18 protein-coding genes are annotated in these 15,914 nt (G+C 68.1%); 12 read left to right on the top strand and 6 right to left on the bottom strand.

Annotation, left to right across the window (positions count from 1 at the left end):
* Window positions 1-117: 117 nt before the first annotated feature.
* Entirely contained in the window at window positions 118-1,206 is a 1,089-nt protein-coding gene (gene corA / locus ACLARN_RS19105) for a magnesium/cobalt transporter CorA (protein WP_409492773.1), read from the bottom strand.
* A 325-nt stretch (window positions 1,207-1,531) separates the two neighbouring features.
* On the opposite strand from corA, the gene ACLARN_RS19110 reads away from it, so the two are divergent.
* Complete coding sequence (locus ACLARN_RS19110; RefSeq protein WP_409492774.1) at window positions 1,532-2,035, top strand: MaoC family dehydratase; 504 nt, start codon at window positions 1,532-1,534, stop codon at window positions 2,033-2,035.
* A 32-nt stretch (window positions 2,036-2,067) separates the two neighbouring features.
* Window positions 2,068-3,174, top strand: coding sequence for a DUF2332 domain-containing protein (locus tag ACLARN_RS19115; RefSeq protein WP_409492775.1), 1,107 nt, complete (start codon window positions 2,068-2,070; stop codon window positions 3,172-3,174).
* A 106-nt stretch (window positions 3,175-3,280) separates the two neighbouring features.
* On the opposite strand, the gene ACLARN_RS19120 is transcribed toward ACLARN_RS19115, so the two are convergent.
* On the bottom strand, window positions 3,281-3,709 hold the full coding sequence (locus ACLARN_RS19120) for an NUDIX hydrolase (RefSeq protein WP_409492776.1): 429 nt from the start codon (window positions 3,707-3,709) through the stop codon (window positions 3,281-3,283).
* A 186-nt stretch (window positions 3,710-3,895) separates the two neighbouring features.
* Between ACLARN_RS19120 and ACLARN_RS19125 the strand changes: the two genes are divergently transcribed.
* From ACLARN_RS19125 to ACLARN_RS19155, 7 genes are all read left to right on the top strand, one after another.
* Window positions 3,896-4,057, top strand: a complete 162-nt coding sequence (locus ACLARN_RS19125; protein ID WP_005167589.1) for a hypothetical protein — start codon at window positions 3,896-3,898, stop codon at window positions 4,055-4,057.
* 24 nt (window positions 4,058-4,081) lie between these two features.
* Complete coding sequence (locus tag ACLARN_RS19130; protein ID WP_076163317.1) at window positions 4,082-4,642, top strand: PH domain-containing protein; 561 nt, start codon at window positions 4,082-4,084, stop codon at window positions 4,640-4,642.
* Between the two features lie 209 nt (window positions 4,643-4,851).
* On the top strand, window positions 4,852-5,715 hold the full coding sequence (locus tag ACLARN_RS19135) for a PHP domain-containing protein (protein WP_409492777.1): 864 nt from the start codon (window positions 4,852-4,854) through the stop codon (window positions 5,713-5,715).
* Window positions 5,712-6,341: a MarC family protein gene (locus ACLARN_RS19140; protein WP_409492778.1), complete on the top strand. Its 630-nt coding sequence runs from the start codon at window positions 5,712-5,714 to the stop codon at window positions 6,339-6,341. Before ACLARN_RS19135 ends, ACLARN_RS19140 begins: the two co-directional genes overlap by 4 nt.
* 229 nt (window positions 6,342-6,570) lie before the next feature.
* The gene (locus ACLARN_RS19145) at window positions 6,571-7,431 is read left to right on the top strand and encodes a RecB family exonuclease (RefSeq protein WP_409492779.1); all 861 of its coding nucleotides are present in this window, start codon (window positions 6,571-6,573) and stop codon (window positions 7,429-7,431) included.
* 31 nt (window positions 7,432-7,462) lie between these two features.
* Window positions 7,463-7,807 carry a hypothetical protein gene (locus tag ACLARN_RS19150; protein ID WP_409492780.1) on the top strand — a complete coding sequence of 115 codons (345 nt, stop codon included), beginning with the start codon at window positions 7,463-7,465 and terminating at the stop codon, window positions 7,805-7,807.
* Between the two features lie 117 nt (window positions 7,808-7,924).
* Complete coding sequence (locus ACLARN_RS19155) at window positions 7,925-8,587, top strand: hypothetical protein (RefSeq protein WP_409492781.1); 663 nt, start codon at window positions 7,925-7,927, stop codon at window positions 8,585-8,587.
* A gap of 72 nt (window positions 8,588-8,659) precedes the next feature.
* Here the strand turns inward: ACLARN_RS19155 and ACLARN_RS19160 are convergent, their stop codons facing one another.
* A complete protein-coding gene (locus tag ACLARN_RS19160) occupies window positions 8,660-10,054 on the bottom strand; it encodes a hypothetical protein (protein ID WP_409492782.1) in 1,395 nt (464 codons plus the stop codon).
* 37 nt (window positions 10,055-10,091) lie between these two features.
* Window positions 10,092-11,702 carry a DEAD/DEAH box helicase gene (locus tag ACLARN_RS19165; protein WP_409492783.1) on the bottom strand — a complete coding sequence of 537 codons (1,611 nt, stop codon included), beginning with the start codon at window positions 11,700-11,702 and terminating at the stop codon, window positions 10,092-10,094.
* Between the two features lie 463 nt (window positions 11,703-12,165).
* Between ACLARN_RS19165 and ACLARN_RS19170 the strand changes: the two genes are divergently transcribed.
* The 3 genes from ACLARN_RS19170 to ACLARN_RS19180 all read left to right on the top strand — a co-directional run bounded on the left by ACLARN_RS19170 (window position 12,166) and on the right by ACLARN_RS19180 (window position 14,504).
* Window positions 12,166-12,819 (top strand): ferritin-like fold-containing protein, encoded by a 654-nt coding sequence (locus ACLARN_RS19170; protein WP_409492784.1) that lies wholly within the window; start codon window positions 12,166-12,168, stop codon window positions 12,817-12,819.
* Between the two features lie 59 nt (window positions 12,820-12,878).
* Window positions 12,879-13,109 (top strand): DUF3107 domain-containing protein, encoded by a 231-nt coding sequence (locus tag ACLARN_RS19175; protein WP_005167610.1) that lies wholly within the window; start codon window positions 12,879-12,881, stop codon window positions 13,107-13,109.
* Between the two features lie 114 nt (window positions 13,110-13,223).
* Complete coding sequence (locus tag ACLARN_RS19180; RefSeq protein ID WP_409492785.1) at window positions 13,224-14,504, top strand: heparan-alpha-glucosaminide N-acetyltransferase domain-containing protein; 1,281 nt, start codon at window positions 13,224-13,226, stop codon at window positions 14,502-14,504.
* 317 nt (window positions 14,505-14,821) lie between these two features.
* Here the strand turns inward: ACLARN_RS19180 and ACLARN_RS19185 are convergent, their stop codons facing one another.
* Complete coding sequence (locus ACLARN_RS19185; protein WP_409492786.1) at window positions 14,822-15,148, bottom strand: DUF4873 domain-containing protein; 327 nt, start codon at window positions 15,146-15,148, stop codon at window positions 14,822-14,824.
* Complete coding sequence (locus ACLARN_RS19190; protein WP_409492787.1) at window positions 15,145-15,912, bottom strand: TetR/AcrR family transcriptional regulator; 768 nt, start codon at window positions 15,910-15,912, stop codon at window positions 15,145-15,147. The genes ACLARN_RS19185 and ACLARN_RS19190 overlap by 4 nt, the downstream gene beginning before the upstream one ends.
* Window positions 15,913-15,914 lie beyond the last annotated feature (2 nt).

Consider the following 15,914-nt stretch of genomic DNA (forward strand, 5'->3'; position numbering starts at 1 on the left):
CGATGATCGCGATCACGATGCCCAGCCAGACGACGCAGAAGGCCAGTGCCCAGAACTTGAGGTTGGTCAGGATCCTTGGCATGAGGGAACTCCACAACTACCGAAAGGGGAAGAAGGTCAGAGCCAGCGGTTCTTCCGGAATATTCGGTAGAGCAGGATGCAGACGCCGAAGATGACCGTCATCGCCATCGGGTAGCCGAACCGCCAGTGCAGCTCCGGCATGTAGTCGAAGTTCATCCCGTAGATGCCGGCCAGCGCCGTCGGGACCGCGATGATCGCCGCCCACGCGGTGATCTTGCGCATGTCGGTGTTCTGCTGGAGCGTGATCTTCGCCAGTGTCGCGTCCACCAGGGTGGTCAGCAGTTCGTCGAAGTTCGCGACCCGCTCCGCGACCGTGGTGAGGTGGTCGGAGACGTCGCGGAAATAGGACCGGACCTCGTCCGGGATCAGCCGCGTGTAGCCCTCGGCGAGGCGTTGCAGCGGAGTCCCCAGCGGCATGACCGCGCGGCGCAGCTCCAGCACTTCGCGCTTCATGAAGTAGATCTGCTCGGCGCTCACCTTGGAGCGCGGCGCGAAGACGTGCGTCTCCATTTCGTCGATGTCCGATTCGATGGCGGTGGTGACATCGAGGTAGTGGTCGACGACGTGGTCCGCGATCGCGTGCAGCACCGCGGACGGCCCGAGGTCGAGCCGCTCCGGGTCCTGGTCGAGTTCGCGGCGCAGCCGGGCGAGCCCCGAGTGGTTCCCGTGCCGCACGGTGATCACGAAGTCGCGGCCGAGGAACGCCATCAGCTCGCCGGTCTCGACGATCTCGTTCGCCGTCGCGGGTGACTCGTGTTCGACGTAGCGGACCGTCTTCAGCACCATGAACAGCGTGTCGTCGTAGCGCTCCAGCTTGGGCCGCTGGTGCGCTTCGAGTGCGTCCTCGACGGCCAGTTCGTGCAGGCCGAAGGTCTCCGCGATGCCCTGGATCTGGACCGCGTCGGGCTCGTGCAGGCCGATCCAGACGAAGCCGGCGTGCCGCTTGCGCACCTCTTTGATCGCCTCGGAGTGCGACCAGCGGCCGGGCAGGCGCTTGCCTTCCACGTACACCGCGCAATCGACGACGTACGCCGAAAGGGGGACGGGCAGCGGGCGCTCGGCGCCGCTCTTGGCGCGACCGTTGCTCCGGCCGCGAAGGCCGCCGAGCGAGGGAATGGCAGGCATGGGATCTCCTGGGCAGACGTCGTGCGTTGGTGCGCGAAGACGACGGGCCGAGCGGTCGGGGGGCCGCTCGGCTAGGCCAGCGTTCCCGGTTTCGTCAGCCCTGCCAGGTGGGGATCCGGCGAGACGTGAAGGCGGAAACGCTGCGACTACTAGGAAGCGGACTATCGCCACTGGACATCGGGTTCCTCACCTCCTTCGGCTCGGCGGACGGTTACGCAGTGGTGTGGGTCGCGTTGACGACCCGACACCAATGGTCGAGGGTACTCCTCAACACGAAAGCCTGTCGTTCCAGGCTCACGCCGCGTTACTCGTGCAGGAGGACTGGGTGCAGTTCGGTCGTTATTACGAAGAGTTCGAGGTCGGTGCCGTCTACAAGCACTGGCCGGGCAAAACGGTCACCGAGTACGACGACCACCTGTTCTGCCTCATCACCATGAACCACCATCCACTGCACCTCGACGCGCATTACGCCGAAGAGACCACCGACTTCGGCAAGAACGTCGTGGTCGGCAACTACGTCTACTCGCTGCTGCTGGGGATGTCGGTGCCCGACGTGTCCGGCAAGGCGATCGCGAACCTCGAGGTCGAATCGCTGAAACATGTGAAGCCGACCTTCCACGGTGACACCATCTACGGCGAGACCGAGGTGCTGGACAAGACGCCTTCGAAGTCGAAGGACGATCGCGGCGTCGTCTACGTCGAGACCCGTGGTTACAAACAGGACGGCACGATCGTGTGTGTGTTCCGTCGCAAGGTGATGGTGCCGAAGCGGTCCTACGGTGACACCAGGGGCGGTGAACAGCCCGGCCGTCCCGTGCCGCACGAATAACGGGTGTCACGAACGGAAAAGGGAGCGCGTCGATGCCCATCGGGCTGGATGAGATCAAGAGCCGCCTGCGGAAGTTCGCGACGGTCGAGGCGGCCGGTGTTTCGCCGCTGTACGAACACTTGGCGGCGAAGGCGGCCGAGGACGACGACGTCGCCGGGCTGCTGACCGACGCGCGCGGCGGTGAAGCGCGCGGCACGCTGCTACTGGCGACCGCGCACCGGCTCATCCAGGCCGACCCGATCCACCCGCTCTCGCGGTATTACCCGTCCGTCGGCGGCTTCGACGGCGTGGATTCGGAGACGTGGCCGCTGTTCCGCTCGTTCCTACTGGAGCGGGCGGACCGGGCGCGGGCGATCATCTCCTCGCGGTACACGCAGACCAACGAGGTCCGCCGCGCCGCCCTGCTCTACCCCGCGGTGACGGCGGCGGCGAAGGAAGCGGGCGGCAAGATCGCGCTGCTCGAGGTCGGTTGCAGCGCAGGCCTGCTGCTCGGCCTGGACAAGTACGCCTATCGCTACCAGTGCGACGGCGGCGAACAGCTCACCGCAGGGCCCGCGAAGGCCGCTGTCGGCCTGCATTGCGCGCTCGACCTCGCACCCGGCGCCGTCACGCCGAAGGTGCCGAAGAAGCTGACGGTCACCGCCCGCGCCGGCCTCGACCGCGCCCCGGTGGATCTGACCGACGAGGACGAACTGGCCTGGCTCGAAGCCTGCGTCTGGGCCGACCAGCCGGACCGGATCCGCCTCCTGCGCACCGCCGCGGCCGCGCAGGCCAAGCAGCGGCCGGAGCTGATCACCGGCGACGCCGTCGACGACCTCGCCTCGGCGGCCGCCACCGTGGGCTCGGACGCCCCTCTCGTGGTGCTGACCAGCCACGTGCTGGCGTATCTGGGGGAGCGGCGGGCCGAGTTCCTCGACGCCTTGCGCGAACTCGCCGCCGGACGGCCGTTGTGGTGGGTCAGCGAGGAGTTCTACGCCGCCGCGCTGGAGCCGTTGCTCCCCGGCCGGACCGAACTGGCCGACACCAACGGTGGATCGGCCGTGCTCGGACTCGTCCGTTGGGATGACGGGACCCCGGACGTGCGCGCACTGGCCAGGACGGCGCCGCACGGACAGCGGATGACCTGGCTCCCGGTTTAGCCTTTCGGCTGTTCGGGAGATGTCGGTAAAGCATCGGCAAGGCTAATTTTTCACCTCTTGTGCTGCTTAATCCACGCGTCATTTGCCGAATCGGGCACGGCGGTCGTCACTTCGGCGGGACATCCCCGCTCGGCAGCACACCCCAGTCGCGGAGAGTGACGAACAAGAGTTCGGCCAATCGGCCCTGCTCGTCGAGTTCGATCAAGGTCACGGCGTCGATCCAGCGGGCGTCGTCGGCGTCGTCCCCGGCACGGAGAGTGCCGCCGCTGACCGTGCAGGCGTAGTCGTGAATGTCGTATCGGCCGCGGCGCGCGTTGCCGACGTATGTGCCCGGCATCACGTCCAGTCCCGTCTCTTCGCGCATCTCACGGATGACGGCCACTTCGTCCGTTTCGCCGGGTTCGACCCGCCCGCCGGGGACCGACCACAGTCCTCGTCCGGGTTCATTCGCGCGCCGGATCAGCAGGATCCGCCCGTGTTCGTCGTGGACGATGCCGCCGACACAGCGGACGGTGCTGTCCGAAACGGTGTTCATTCCCGAATGGTAGACGCGGGTGCCCTGACAACGGCTGTCCTATACACGGAGAGTAGCCGTACGGTACACTTCCCCTCGCCGGCTGACCCAAGCGCGGGACTTCCCTCCCGCGCGGGTGGAAGGTGCGGTACAAAATGAATAGTCAGTATCCGCAGTCAGTCACCGTAAGAGACAGGATTGATCGCTGTGAACGCGAAAAAGCTCCTCACTTTCGCAGGAATCGCGTTGGTGCTGTTCTTCGTGATCGCGCAGCCAGGTCAGGCCGCGGGCCTCGTGGGAAACATCATCGGCTTCCTGCGTGACTCGGCCGAATCGGTGATCACCTTCGTCAGCAACGTCTTCAGCTAGCGGGGGAGCGGATACTCTATCGGTATGTTCGCACCACGCGATCCAGACGAGTATCTCCTCGACACCGAGCGACGGGTCATCAGGATCCGCCGTCACTGGGCGGTGCTGTTGTGGGAAACCTTCGAGACGGCCGCTTTGCTGGCCGTCTGCGTCCTGGTGTCCTACCTGCTGCCGCCCGCCGCGTGGGTGATCCAGAACATCCTCTGGTATGCCGCGTTGCTCGTCATCCTGCGCTTCGCGTACGTGGTGATGGAGTGGTGGGTCGAGCGGTTGGTCGTCACGGACAAACGGTTCGTGATGACCACCGGTGTCTTCACCACCAAGGTGCTGATGATGCCGATCACCAAGGTCACCGACCTCACGTACGAACGTTCGGCCTGGGGCCGGATGATGGGGTACGGGACGATGGTGGTCGAGTCGGCCGGTCAGATCCAGGCGCTGAACCGCATCGACTACCTGCCGCGGCCGGAAGAGTTCTACGACACGATCTCCGAACTCGTCTTCGGCGACAAGCAGAAGCAGGCCGAGCGCTTTTCGATGATCAAGGCGCAGCGTGCCGCACGCGGCAAGAAGAAGGTCGGCTAGTCGCCGGCCGGTACCGACTCAGCGGTGACCCAGGAGCCTCAGCCTCGGCTGAAGTGACCCAGGTCTTTTGATCTTTTGGAGTCGCGCGCCTTTTGGCCGCCAGGCCTCAGGGGCGCGATGGCAGGGCGCCCTTACCGCGATGGAGACGCAGGGCACCTAGTCGCGCCCTGGCAGCGCGGCCCTGATCAGCGCGATAGACAATACAGCTGATGCGCATCGACCTGCACGCCCACTCCACCGCCTCCGACGGTACCGACAGCCCTGCCGGGCTGGTCGCCGCCGCCGCGAAGGCGGGCCTCGACGTCGTCGCGATCACCGATCACGACACCACGGCCGGCTGGGCCCCGGCCGCCGAGGCACTCCCGCACGGGCTTTCGCTGGTGCCCGGCGCCGAGTTGTCCACGATCTCCGTCGATCCGGTGACCGGGCGGCATGTCAGCGTCCATCTGCTCGCGTATCTCTTCGACCCGGCGTCCCCGGCGCTCGTCGCCGAGCAGACCCGGCTGCGGTCGGAGCGGCGGTGGCGGCTGCGCGTGATGGCCGAGCGGATGGCCGCCGACGGCCTGCCGGTCGATCCCGACGAGGTCATGTCTCTGCTGCCCGAGGACGGTTCGGCCGGGCGGCCGCATCTCGCGCAGGCCTTGGTGCGCGCCGGTGTCGTCTCTTCGGTAAACGAGGCCTTCGGGAGTTATCTCGGCAACGGCAGCGGGTACTTCGTGGCGCGGCAGGACACGCTCGTGGAGGACGCGATCGACATGATCACGGACGCGGGCGGGGTCACCGTGATCGCGCACCCCTTCGCCTACACGCGCGGCGCGACCATCACCGTCGACGTGCTCGCGGCGCTGGCCGCGCACGGCCTGACCGGCGTCGAGGTCGATCACCCGAACCACGACGAGGAGACCCGCGTCCGGCTGCACGGGCTGGCGGGGGAGCTGGGGCTCGTGCGCACCGGGTCGAGCGACTACCACGGCACGAACAAGACCATCGACCTCGGCGACGAGACCACCGACCCGCTCGCGCTGGAGGAACTCGTCTCGCGGTCGACCGGGTCCGAGGTCGTGACCCGGTGACGATCACGGACTTCTTCGACGCGCGCCTGTTCATGAGCGCGACGATCACGCTGATCGTCATCATGGACCCGCCCGGCACGGTGCCGGTGTTCCTGAGCCTGACCGGCCGGAAGTCGGTGGCGTTCCGCGCCAAGGCCGCGCGGCAGGCGGTGCTGGTCTCGCTGCTGGTGATCTCGCTGTTCGCGGTGGCCGGGCAGGCGATCCTTTCGTATCTCGGCATCGGCATCCCGGCGTTGCAGGGCGCGGGCGGGCTGTTGCTGCTGCTGATCGCGTTGCAGTTGCTCACCGGCAACACCGGTGGTGAGGCCGAGGCGGCGGGTGACGACGTCAACGTCGCGCTGGTGCCACTCGGGACGCCGCTGCTCGCCGGTCCGGGCGCGATCGCCGCGACCATCGTCTTCGTGCGGCAGGCCGACGGGCACCCCGGCGCGTACGTGGCTCTCGCGCTTTCGATCGTGACGGTGCACTTCGTGCTGTACCTGTGCATGCGGTACTCGGGTGTGGTCATCCGGCTGATCAAGGAAAGCGGGATCACGCTGCTGGCGAAGATCGCCGGTCTGCTGCTGGCCGCCATCGCGGTCGAGCTGGTGGCGAACTCGGTGAAGGGCTTCATCGCGGGTACTTGACCGGCGGGGCGATAGCAAAGGTCCCTTGCTCTCTCGGGCGTGCCGTGAAGGCCTCCTTGCCTACCCTGAAGGTAGTGAAGGAGGCCTTCACGGACCCTGGGTCCCTCAAGGGGCCCTTCACGTACTTCGCCCAGCCCACAAGCGATAGCAAAGGTCCCTTGCTCTCTCCCTGGGGATCCCCTCGAAAAGTGTCGGTGGGGGTGCGTAGCGTTGCGGGCGGGGTGATCCGATGGAGCAGATTGGTTTCGACTTCGGCGTCGAGGCACCGCGCAAGCTGACGAAAGTCTCGCCCGCGCGCCTCGCGACGTTCGAAGATTGCCCGCGCCGCTACCGCATGTCGTACCTCGACCGCCCGTCCCCGACCCGCACCGGGGCGTGGGCGCACAGCACGCTCGGCGCGGTGGTGCACAACGCGTTGCGGGCGTTGTTCGACCTGCCGGTGATCAAGCGCGTGCCGCAGCGGGCGATGGCGCTCGTCGCCGAGCACTGGAAGGACGCCGGGTTCGAAGACACCGACCAGGCCGCCCGCTATCGCGCGCGTGCCAAGGGATGGGTGGCGGAGTACGTCGAGCACAACGACGTCAGCGTCGATCCGGTCGGGCTGGAGCGCTGGGTTTCGGCGCCCGTCACACTCGAGCCGGGCAGCGGGCCCAGTCTCATCATCGAGGGTCGCGCCGACCGCATCGACCAGCGCGGCCGGGAACTGGTGATCATCGACTACAAGACCGGCCGTCGTGAGCCGGACGAGTACGAGGCGCGCTCTTCGCAAGCCTTGGCGCTGTACGCGGTCGCGGCCGCCAGGACGTTGCGGACGCCGTGCTACCAGGTCGAGTTGCATCACGTGCCCACCGGCACCATCGCGGCCGCCGAGCACACCGAGCAGAGCCTCAAACGGCATCTCCAGCGCGCCGACGAGACCGCCGGGGACCTGCGGCTGGCAACGGATACCCTGAACGCGGGCGGCGACGAGGACGTGCTGTTCCCCGCACGCCCCGGCCGCCGTTGCTCCTGGTGCGACTTCCGGCCCAGCTGCGCGGCAGGCCAGGAGGCCGGGCCCGCGGCTCAGCCGTGGGAGTTGCTGGCCCCTTAGCTCGAAACCCGACGATTGGACAGGCGAGGACGTGTCGTCACCGGACACCGAAGAGCTCGCGACCGCACCGCCGCCCGAGGAACCGGGCGTTCCCGCGGTGCCCGGACGCGGCCGGTTCTGGCGCGGGCTGACCGGATCGCTCGCGGCCGGGATGGTCGTCCTCGCGGTGTGCGTGCTTTCGATCGCCGGGATCTGCCTCTTCACCGGCGCTCCGGGGCCAGGACCGCTGATGCTGATCGGACATCCGGTCGCGGCGGTGGCCGCCCTGCTCTGTCAGCGAGTGGCCGATGCGCGGAATGGCCGTGTCGCGGGCTTCGCGGGTCTCGGCGTCGTGGTGAGCGTGACGGCGGCTTTGAGCCTGTTCTGGTGGAACTGAACACGGCAGGAAAGTGACACTGTCCGGAAAAGCGACCTGGCGAGCCGGAAAATGTGGCTCACTGGGCACGTCGTAGACGAAGACGCTGCCGCGCAGCGAGCACGAAAGGCACCGTTGATGACCTACCCACCCCAGCCAGAACAGCCGCGGTACGGCCATGGCGGGCAGCAGTACCCAGAGCAGCAGTACCCGGAGCAGCAGTACCAGCAGGGCGGGTACGACCAGAGCGGCGCGTACCCCCAGCAGCAATACCCCCAGCAGCAGTACCCCCAGCAGCAGCCCGGCTACGGCCAGCAGCCCTACGGTCAGAACCAGCAGTACGGGCAGGGGTTCGGCGGGCCGCCCGCGCCACCGAAGAACAGCAAGACCGGCCTCATCGTGGGCATCGCCGCCGCTGCCGTGGTACTGGTCACGCTGGGTATCACCGGATTCGTCGCTCCCGGGTTCTTCCTCGGCGACGACAAGGCCGAGAAAGCGGCCAGCCCTGAAGGGACCGCGCAGGCGATCGTCGACGGTATCAACGCCCACGACAAGCCCGCGTTGACGGCGCTCAAGTGCGGGAACGCGGAAAAGGACATCGACCAGATCATCGATCGAGTCGGGGACGCGTCGGACGCCAGGCTCGGCGAGGTCACGAGGATCTCCGAAACCGAGTACAAGGCGGTCGTCATGGTGAGCATCGCGGGGCGGCCCTCCACCGCCACCGGCACGCTCGTCGGCGAGGGCGGCGGATGGTGCTGGAAGGAAGTCGGTCGGCTTCGTAGGTCCGCGACGACGTGACGACCGAATCCACCGAGCCGATGGAGTGACCTCGCACCGGGGGAGCAAGGGACCTTTGCTATCGCCGGTCGGTCACTTGAGGGCGGCCACGGTGGCGCCACGCTGCTCCAGCAGCACCGGCCCGACCGACGAGAGCCGCACCGGGCCGGTGTAGCCGTGCCGGTCGACGCCGACGGTGCGGATTGTCGTGCCGGTCAGCTCGTCCAGTACGGCGAGCCCGCCCTGGATCGGCACGACCAGCTGATCCCCGAAGGTCACGCCCGGGCCGACTGAGCTGTTCAGCGTCCAGCGCGGCGTGAGGTCGTCGCGTGAGAACGCCATGGTCTTCGAGCCAGTGAACCAGTAGACGCCCTGCGCGGTCCACGCGGTCGCCATGATGCCGCCCACCGGATCCTGCGCGATGTCCGCGGCGGGCGCGTCGAGCGGGTACGCCGATTTCTGGACGCCGTCGCCGCCGTAGATGACCAGCAGTTTCTGTTCCGGCAGCGCGATCAGCGCGAGGTCGCCGGACATCGCGACGACTTTCGCGTTCTTCCCGGCGAGCACGGTGCTGTAGTCGACCTTCGGTTCGTCGGCCTCGTCGTTGGTCGCGCGGTAGACGGTGAAGCGGTCGGCCGGGTCGCCGGGGCAGCGCTCGATCACGCCGATCTTGCCGGCCGCGGCGGCCACCGTGCCGTAGGTGCAGCCCGTCCTCGGCTGCTTGTTCGCGTTCACGATGGCCGGGACCTGGCCGTACTCCATGCTCTTGACCAGGTCGTCGCGCCAGGTGTTGAGCAGTTTCTTGCCGGTCGTGGTGACATGCGAGCCGTCGACGACCAGCTGGGTGCCGAGTTCCGCGTCGCCGTTGCGCTGCGCGGTGCGGCGCCCGGTCCCGGCGTCGAGCTGGGTGACCTCGCTGCAACCGGTGTCCTTGCGGTACACCGCGTCCACCTTGATCCCGGCGAGCGCGACGGTGCACAGCTCGAGATCGCGGGAATAGCGCCACCGGACATCGCCGGTGTACGGGTCGCGGCCGAGTACTTCGCCCTTGTCGGCGGTGACGACGCTGTTGGCCTCACCGATCGGGACGGGCGTCGACGAACTCGGTGCCTGCCACAGTTCGGTCAGCGAGCCGGGTACTTCCGCCGGGGCGGGCGGGAGCCCTGGCGGCAAGGTGGCCGCGACCTGCGCGACTGTCGCCGCGTTGTCGCTGGTCACGCCGATGACGACGCCGGTGACCGCGACGACCACCACGATCACCGCGACGATCACGCGATCCCGCGTGCGGTTCCACGGCGAGCGCCGGGAGCGTTTCCCGGCCAGCGGAGGCTCGGAGGCCTCCGGCTGGGCGGGTTCGGCGTCCAGCACGTCTTCGGTGCCGATCGTGGCCGAGGTGTCCGGCCCGCCACCGTTCGACGTCTGTTCGGGATCAGCGGGCACGGGCCGCGCCGGATCTTCGTCCGGCGCGGCGTCCCAACGTTCGCTCACGTGCCCCTAGCTCCCTACGTCCGCGTCCGAGATTTACTCAGTCTGCCGACGCAGGTGTATCAGAAGTCGCCGAGGGACGGCGACGGCGGCGTCGGCGAGCCGGACGCTCGGCGCTGTCGCCTGCCTCCTTCTCGACCGCGGGGCCACTGACCTCCGGGCTCGGCTTCGCGGCGCCACGGCTGCGGCGGCGCGTGCGAGTGCGGCCTTCCGAAGCACCTTCGCTCTGGCCTTCCGCGCTGTCCTCGGAAGCGTTCGCGGCGGCGTCGGCGTCGGCGGCCTCGATCTTGGCGGCCGCGTCGGCACCACCGCGGGTCCGCTTGCGCGGCGTGCGGTTGCGCTTGCGGGGCGCCTCTTCGTCCTTGTCCTTCGCCGGACCCTGGCCACGACCCCGGCGCTTGCCGCCCAGGTCTTCCTCGACCTCGGCCGAAAGGCCGGCGCGGGTCCGCTTCGACAGCGGGAGGCGCCCGACGATGCCCTCGGGGATGCCGAGGTCGCTGAACAGGTGCTTCGACGACGAGTACGTCTCGGCCGGCTCGGGCATGTCGAGCCCGAGCGTGTCGGAGATCAGCTTCCAACGCGGTTCGTCGTCCCAGTCGACGAGGGTGATCGCGACACCGGTGCGGCCCGCGCGGCCGGTGCGGCCGATGCGGTGGACGTAGTTCTTCTCGTCCTCAGGCGTCTGGTAGTTGATCACGTGCGTGACGTCGTCGATGTCGATCCCGCGCGCGGCGACATCGGTGGCCACCAGTACGTCGACCTTGCCGGCACGGAACGCGCGCAGTGCCTGCTCGCGGGCGCCCTGGCCGAGGTCGCCGTGCACGGCGGCGGCCGCGAAGCCACGCTCGACGAGTTCGTCGGCGACCTTCTGCGCGGTGCGCTTGGTGCGGGTGAAGATCATCGTCAGGCCACGGCCCTCGGCCTGGAGCGCGCGGGCGATCAGCTCGGGCTTGTCCATCGAGTGCGCCCGGTAAACGAACTGGGTGGTGCGCTCGTGGATGGCGCCGGCGTCGTTCTCCTCGGCGCGGATATGCGTCGGCTGGGTGAGGAACGTGCGGGCCAGCGTGATGATCGGGCCCGGCATGGTCGCCGAGAACAGCATCGTCTGCCGCTTGTCCGGGACCATCCGCAGGATGCGCTCGATGTCGGGCAGGAAGCCGAGGTCGAGCATCTCGTCGGCCTCGTCCAGCACCAGACCGCGGACCTTGCCCAACACCAGGTGCTTCTGCTCGGCCAGGTCCAGCAGACGGCCGGGCGTGCCGATGACGACGTCGACGCCGCTGCGGAGCGCCGCGATCTGCGGCTCGTACGGGCGGCCACCGTAGATGGCCAGCGTGCGGATGCCGAGGTGCTTGCCCGCGCCCTTGAGGTCGTTCGCGACCTGGATGCACAGCTCGCGGGTCGGCACGACGACCAGCACCTGCGGGGTGCCGTCGCCGGGGACCTCGACGCGGTGCAGCAGCGGGACGCCGAAGCCCAGCGTCTTGCCCATACCGGTGCGGGCCTGGCCGATGAGGTCGTCGCCGGCCATGGCCAGCGGCAGGGTCAGGGCCTGGATGGCGAAGGTGCGCTCGATCCCGGCCTCGCTCAGCGCCTTCACGATCTCCGGCTTGACGCCGAAGGACGCGAAGGAGGGGGCTTCGGGTTCCACCGGTGCGCCCGCCTGAAGCGGGTGCGACACGTCCAGTGCCGCCGGGCCGCTCTCGCTGTGTTCCAGCGCGACGGCCTCCGGCAGGCCGGTGGTGGCGTTCTCTTCGGTCGTGGTTTCGTTCGTGGTCAGGGTGCTCGCCTCTCTCGTGACCAGCGCGCACTGCCCTGGTCACCGATCGACACTCGACCACGAAAATTCGCTCGGGCTCCGCGCTACTGGCGCTGAAGCGGCCCTTCGTGGGAATGCCGCAGGATGGCGTGCACGCACATCATTCTTGCGCTGATCAGGGCCGCACCGGCTGTCCTTCAGCCGCAGCAGCGTCCCGATCCGGGACGGATGATCCGTCGTATCCGGCAGCCAGTCTACCTGATCTGCGGTTTTCGGATAGCCCCCGGCGCGCCGGGGAGGGTGGGATCGGTCTCTTCAGCACTCCGCGAGTGTGTTCGGCGATACCCTCGTCGCCGTGACGGAGGCAAAGCAGATCAGTGAGGGCGTAGTCGATTTGCTCGGCGTACTCGCCTATGGGGAATTGTCCGCTTTCGATCGCATGGCCGAGGACGCGCGCACCGCGCCGACGCTCTCCGGCCGGGCCGCGCTGGCGTCCATGGCGGCCGCCGAGATCGGGCACTACGACCTGCTCACCAAGCACCTCGCGGGGCACGGCGTCGCCATCGAGGACGCGATGCGGCCCTTCGTCGGGCACATCGACGCTTGGCACGCCTCCACGAAGCCGCGTTCCTGGCTGGAGTCGCTGGTGAAGGCCTACGTCGGCGACGGGCTCGCGGCGGACCTCTACCGCGAGATGGCCAGCTGGCTCGACCCCGAGACCAAGGATCTGGTGCTCACCGTGCTCGCCGACACCGGGCATTCGGCCTTCGCCGAGCGCGAAGTCGCGGCCGGGATCGGCGCCGACCCGAAGGCGCGCGACAAGCTCGCGCTGTGGGGCCGCCGCCTGCTGGGCGAGGCGCTGACGCAGGCCCAGTACGTCGTCGCCGAGCGGGACGGGCTCGCCGAACTGATCGTCGAAGGGTCGGGCGACCTTTCGGGAATCGCCGCGTTGTTCCGCCGGTTGCAGCAGGGGCACACCAAACGCATGCAGGTGCTGGGGCTCGGCTGACGTCTCTTCGGCTAGCCTTGGCGGGCCAGTAATTTCGAACTTTCAAGCGGAGGTCCCACGTGGAGGTCAAGATCGGCATCAAGGACACGCCGCGGGAGCTCGTGGTGTCCAGCAGCCAGTCGCCCGACGAGGTCGAGGAACTGGTCGCGAACGCCTTGAGGGCCGGCGACGGGATCTTCCGCCTCGACGACGAAAAGGGCCGTAAGTACATCGTGCCCACCGACCGGATCGCCTACGTCGAGATCGCGCCGTCAGACGTTCGCAAGGTCGGCTTCGCTGTTGGTGGCTAACCCGATTGGGTTGTAGTCCGATGTCACAGTGGCGTCACCGCTGCGTCTCAGCCAGCTCTCAGATTTGATCGTCACGCTAAGGCGGGGACGGCAGGGGGCTAGCCGAGAAATGAGGTGGACGGCGTCACTGTGATGGACCGCGCGCTGGTCGACGGCGCGCGCACTGTTCCCGAACAAGGCAAGCGGGTCGCTGGGCGGCTGACCGGTATCGACGTCGCCCGCGGCCTGGCCGTCCTCGGCATGTACGCGGTGCATGTCGGCCCTGATCCCGCCAAAGGCGGCGTCGGGGTGCTGTTCAAACCGTTCGAAGGGCACTCCGCGGCGCTGTTCGCGGTGCTGGCCGGTGTCTCGATCGCGCTGATGTCCGGCGGTCGCCGTCCGAAACTGGGCCGCGACCGGACCCGCGTCGCGCTCAAGCTGGCGACCCGCGCACCGCTCCTGGTGGCGCTGGGGCTGTGGCTGACCAGCCTCGAGACCGGCTACATGGTGATCCTGGCCTACTACGGGGCCTGTTTCCTCTTCGCGATCCCGTGGCTGCGCGCGAGCGCGAAGGCGCTGGCGATCGCCGCGGTCGTCGTCGCCGTGGCCGGCCCGCTGCTCTCACATCTGATCAGGGCTCAGCTTCTGCCCCGCGACCTGCTGTTCTTCGCACCGGACCTGACCGCGGACGACGTCACGTCGACAGGTCTGCTGAAGGCCGCGACCGTCCTCGTCCTGACCGGGACCTTCCCCGCGGTGACGCTGATGGCGTACGTGTTCGCGGGGATGTCCCTCGGGCGGATGGACCTGACCTCGCGCAGCGTGTGCCGCCGCCTGTTCTTCGGCGGATCGGCGCTCGCGGTGGGCGGGTATCTCGTGTCCTGGATCGCGACCGGGCCGCTCGGCGGCATGCAGGCGGTGTACCGCTCACTGGAACCGGCCGCCGCGCAGGCGGGGATGACGCCGTCGGAGTTCTTCCGGCTCCACCAGACCTGGATCCACGGCACGCCGCCGACCACCAGCTGGGCTTGGGAACTGCTGCCGACCGGAACCTCGTACACGCCGTTCGACCTGCTGATCTCGATCGGGATCGCGGCGGCGGTGATCGGTGGCTGCCAGCTGCTGATGCCGAAGTTCGAGCGCGTGCTGCGGCCGCTTTCGGATCTGGGCGGGCGGGTGCTGAGCGCGTACGTGCTGCATTTCGTGGCCATCGCGCTGCTGTGGGACGAGAGCGACGGCGATTCGATCTTCAGCGTGCTGCACTTCGTCGAGTTCTCGGTGGTCGCGCTGACCGCCGCGGTGCTGTGGCGGAAGTTCATCGGCCGCGGACCGCTGGAATGGGCGATGAACAAGCTGTCGAACTGGCCGAAGTACCTGGGCGCGGTGGCGCGGGTGCCTGCTCAGCGGCGGGGTTGACGGTCTTTTGGCGCGTGAAGGCCCCCTTCCCTCGGCTGAGCCGAGGGAAGGGGGCCTTCACGCGCGTTTAGGGGTGGTCTGCGGCCGTGCCTGGGTGGCTTGAGCTGCGCGACCTCGTGACGATGTAGGAATCTGGACGCTGAACGCCCCACGCCTTACTGCCGCTGACCTGCGGAAAGAGAGCAAGGGACCTTTGCTGTCACCTGGCAGCGATAGCAAAGGTCCCTTGCTCGCCCGGAGGCTGATCCCAAGTACATGAAGGCCCCCTTCCTTGCGCTAGACGCAAGAAAGGGGGCCTTCATGTACTTCCGAAGCCCTCAGGCGTTGAGTTCGTTCAGTTCTTCGAGGCTGGTGGGCACGTGGAAGGGCGGCGTGCTGGTGCCCATGATGCGGTAGCGGTCCCACGGGTCCGGGTCGGAGAGTTCACCCTTCGCGCTGTACTCGCCCGCGCGGATCTCGACGGCGGTCTTCTTGCCGCCGACGGCCGCGGACACCTGCTCGCTGGTGGCCACGCGGCCGTACCAGCGGTAGTAGCCGTCGATCGGCTGGAAGTAGCCCCGCAGTTCGACGGTCGCCGCGATCTCGGTCCCGTCGATCACGAGGACCGCTTCGCCGGAGTAGCCGTCTTCGTCGTGCTCGCTCACTGTGCCTCCACGTCTTGGCGCATCTGGACGACCTTGTTCTCTTCGAGCGGCAGGTTCGGGTCGATGACGATGCCCTGCTGCCGGGAGAGGCCGTCGATCGCGGCCCAGATGATCTGCGTCAGGTATTCGACGACGCTGTCGCGGCCCATCGAGCGCCGGTCCAGCCACCATTCGCCGGTGCTCTGCACCATGCCGACGATGCCGTGCGCCCACGGTTCGGCGGCGCCGGAGTCCATGTTGAACATCCGCATGTAGTCGCCGAGCAGCGCCGTCAGCGCGGTGGCGATCAGTTCCTTGTCCTCGGCGACGACGTCGGACTTGACGAGCACCTTCTCTTGCAGACCTCCGCGCGCGAGCAAGCGGTACAGGTTGGGGTGCTCCTCGATGACGCTGAAGAACGCGTCGAGCGCCATCCGGATCCGGGGGACCGGGGCCAGTTCGGAGTTGATGGCCGGGATCAGCCGCTGGAAGAGGATCTCCGTGCCGCGCTGCCCGAGCGCGACGTACAGATCGGCCTTGTCGTCGAAGTGCCGGTACAGCACGGGTTTCGTGACGCCCGCTTCGGCGGCGACGTCTTCCATGCCGAGGTCCGGTCCGTGGGTGTCGAGCGCGCGGAGGGCTGCCTCGACGAACTCCGCGCGGCGCGCGATTCGGTGCTTGCGCCAGCGGTCGCGACGGGCGTCACCCGTGTCGGCCTCACCCGCTGTGGGGTGCTTGCTCGACTGCTTGCTGTTGCGCTTGACACGTTCGATCACCCCCGTCATGC

The sequence above is a fragment of the Amycolatopsis sp. cmx-11-12 genome, from assembly GCF_046269425.1.
In the GTDB taxonomy this organism is placed as follows: Bacteria; Actinomycetota; Actinomycetes; order Mycobacteriales; family Pseudonocardiaceae; genus Amycolatopsis.

Excerpts from the sequence above, each read along its gene's own strand:
- ACLARN_RS19130 (WP_076163317.1), top strand. The coding sequence starts at position 4,082 with ATGTTCGCACCACGCGATCCAGACGAGTATCTCCTCGACACCGAGCGA.
- ACLARN_RS19155 (WP_409492781.1), top strand. The coding sequence starts at position 7,925 with ATGACCTACCCACCCCAGCCAGAACAGCCGCGGTACGGCCATGGCGGG.
- ACLARN_RS19120 (WP_409492776.1), bottom strand. The coding sequence starts at position 3,709 with ATGAACACCGTTTCGGACAGCACCGTCCGCTGTGTCGGCGGCATCGTC.
- corA (WP_409492773.1), bottom strand. The coding sequence starts at position 1,206 with ATGCCTGCCATTCCCTCGCTCGGCGGCCTTCGCGGCCGGAGCAACGGT.
- ACLARN_RS19190 (WP_409492787.1), bottom strand. The coding sequence starts at position 15,912 with ATGACGGGGGTGATCGAACGTGTCAAGCGCAACAGCAAGCAGTCGAGC.
- ACLARN_RS19115 (WP_409492775.1), top strand. The coding sequence starts at position 2,068 with ATGCCCATCGGGCTGGATGAGATCAAGAGCCGCCTGCGGAAGTTCGCG.
- ACLARN_RS19145 (WP_409492779.1), top strand. The coding sequence starts at position 6,571 with ATGGAGCAGATTGGTTTCGACTTCGGCGTCGAGGCACCGCGCAAGCTG.
- ACLARN_RS19135 (WP_409492777.1), top strand. The coding sequence starts at position 4,852 with ATGCGCATCGACCTGCACGCCCACTCCACCGCCTCCGACGGTACCGAC.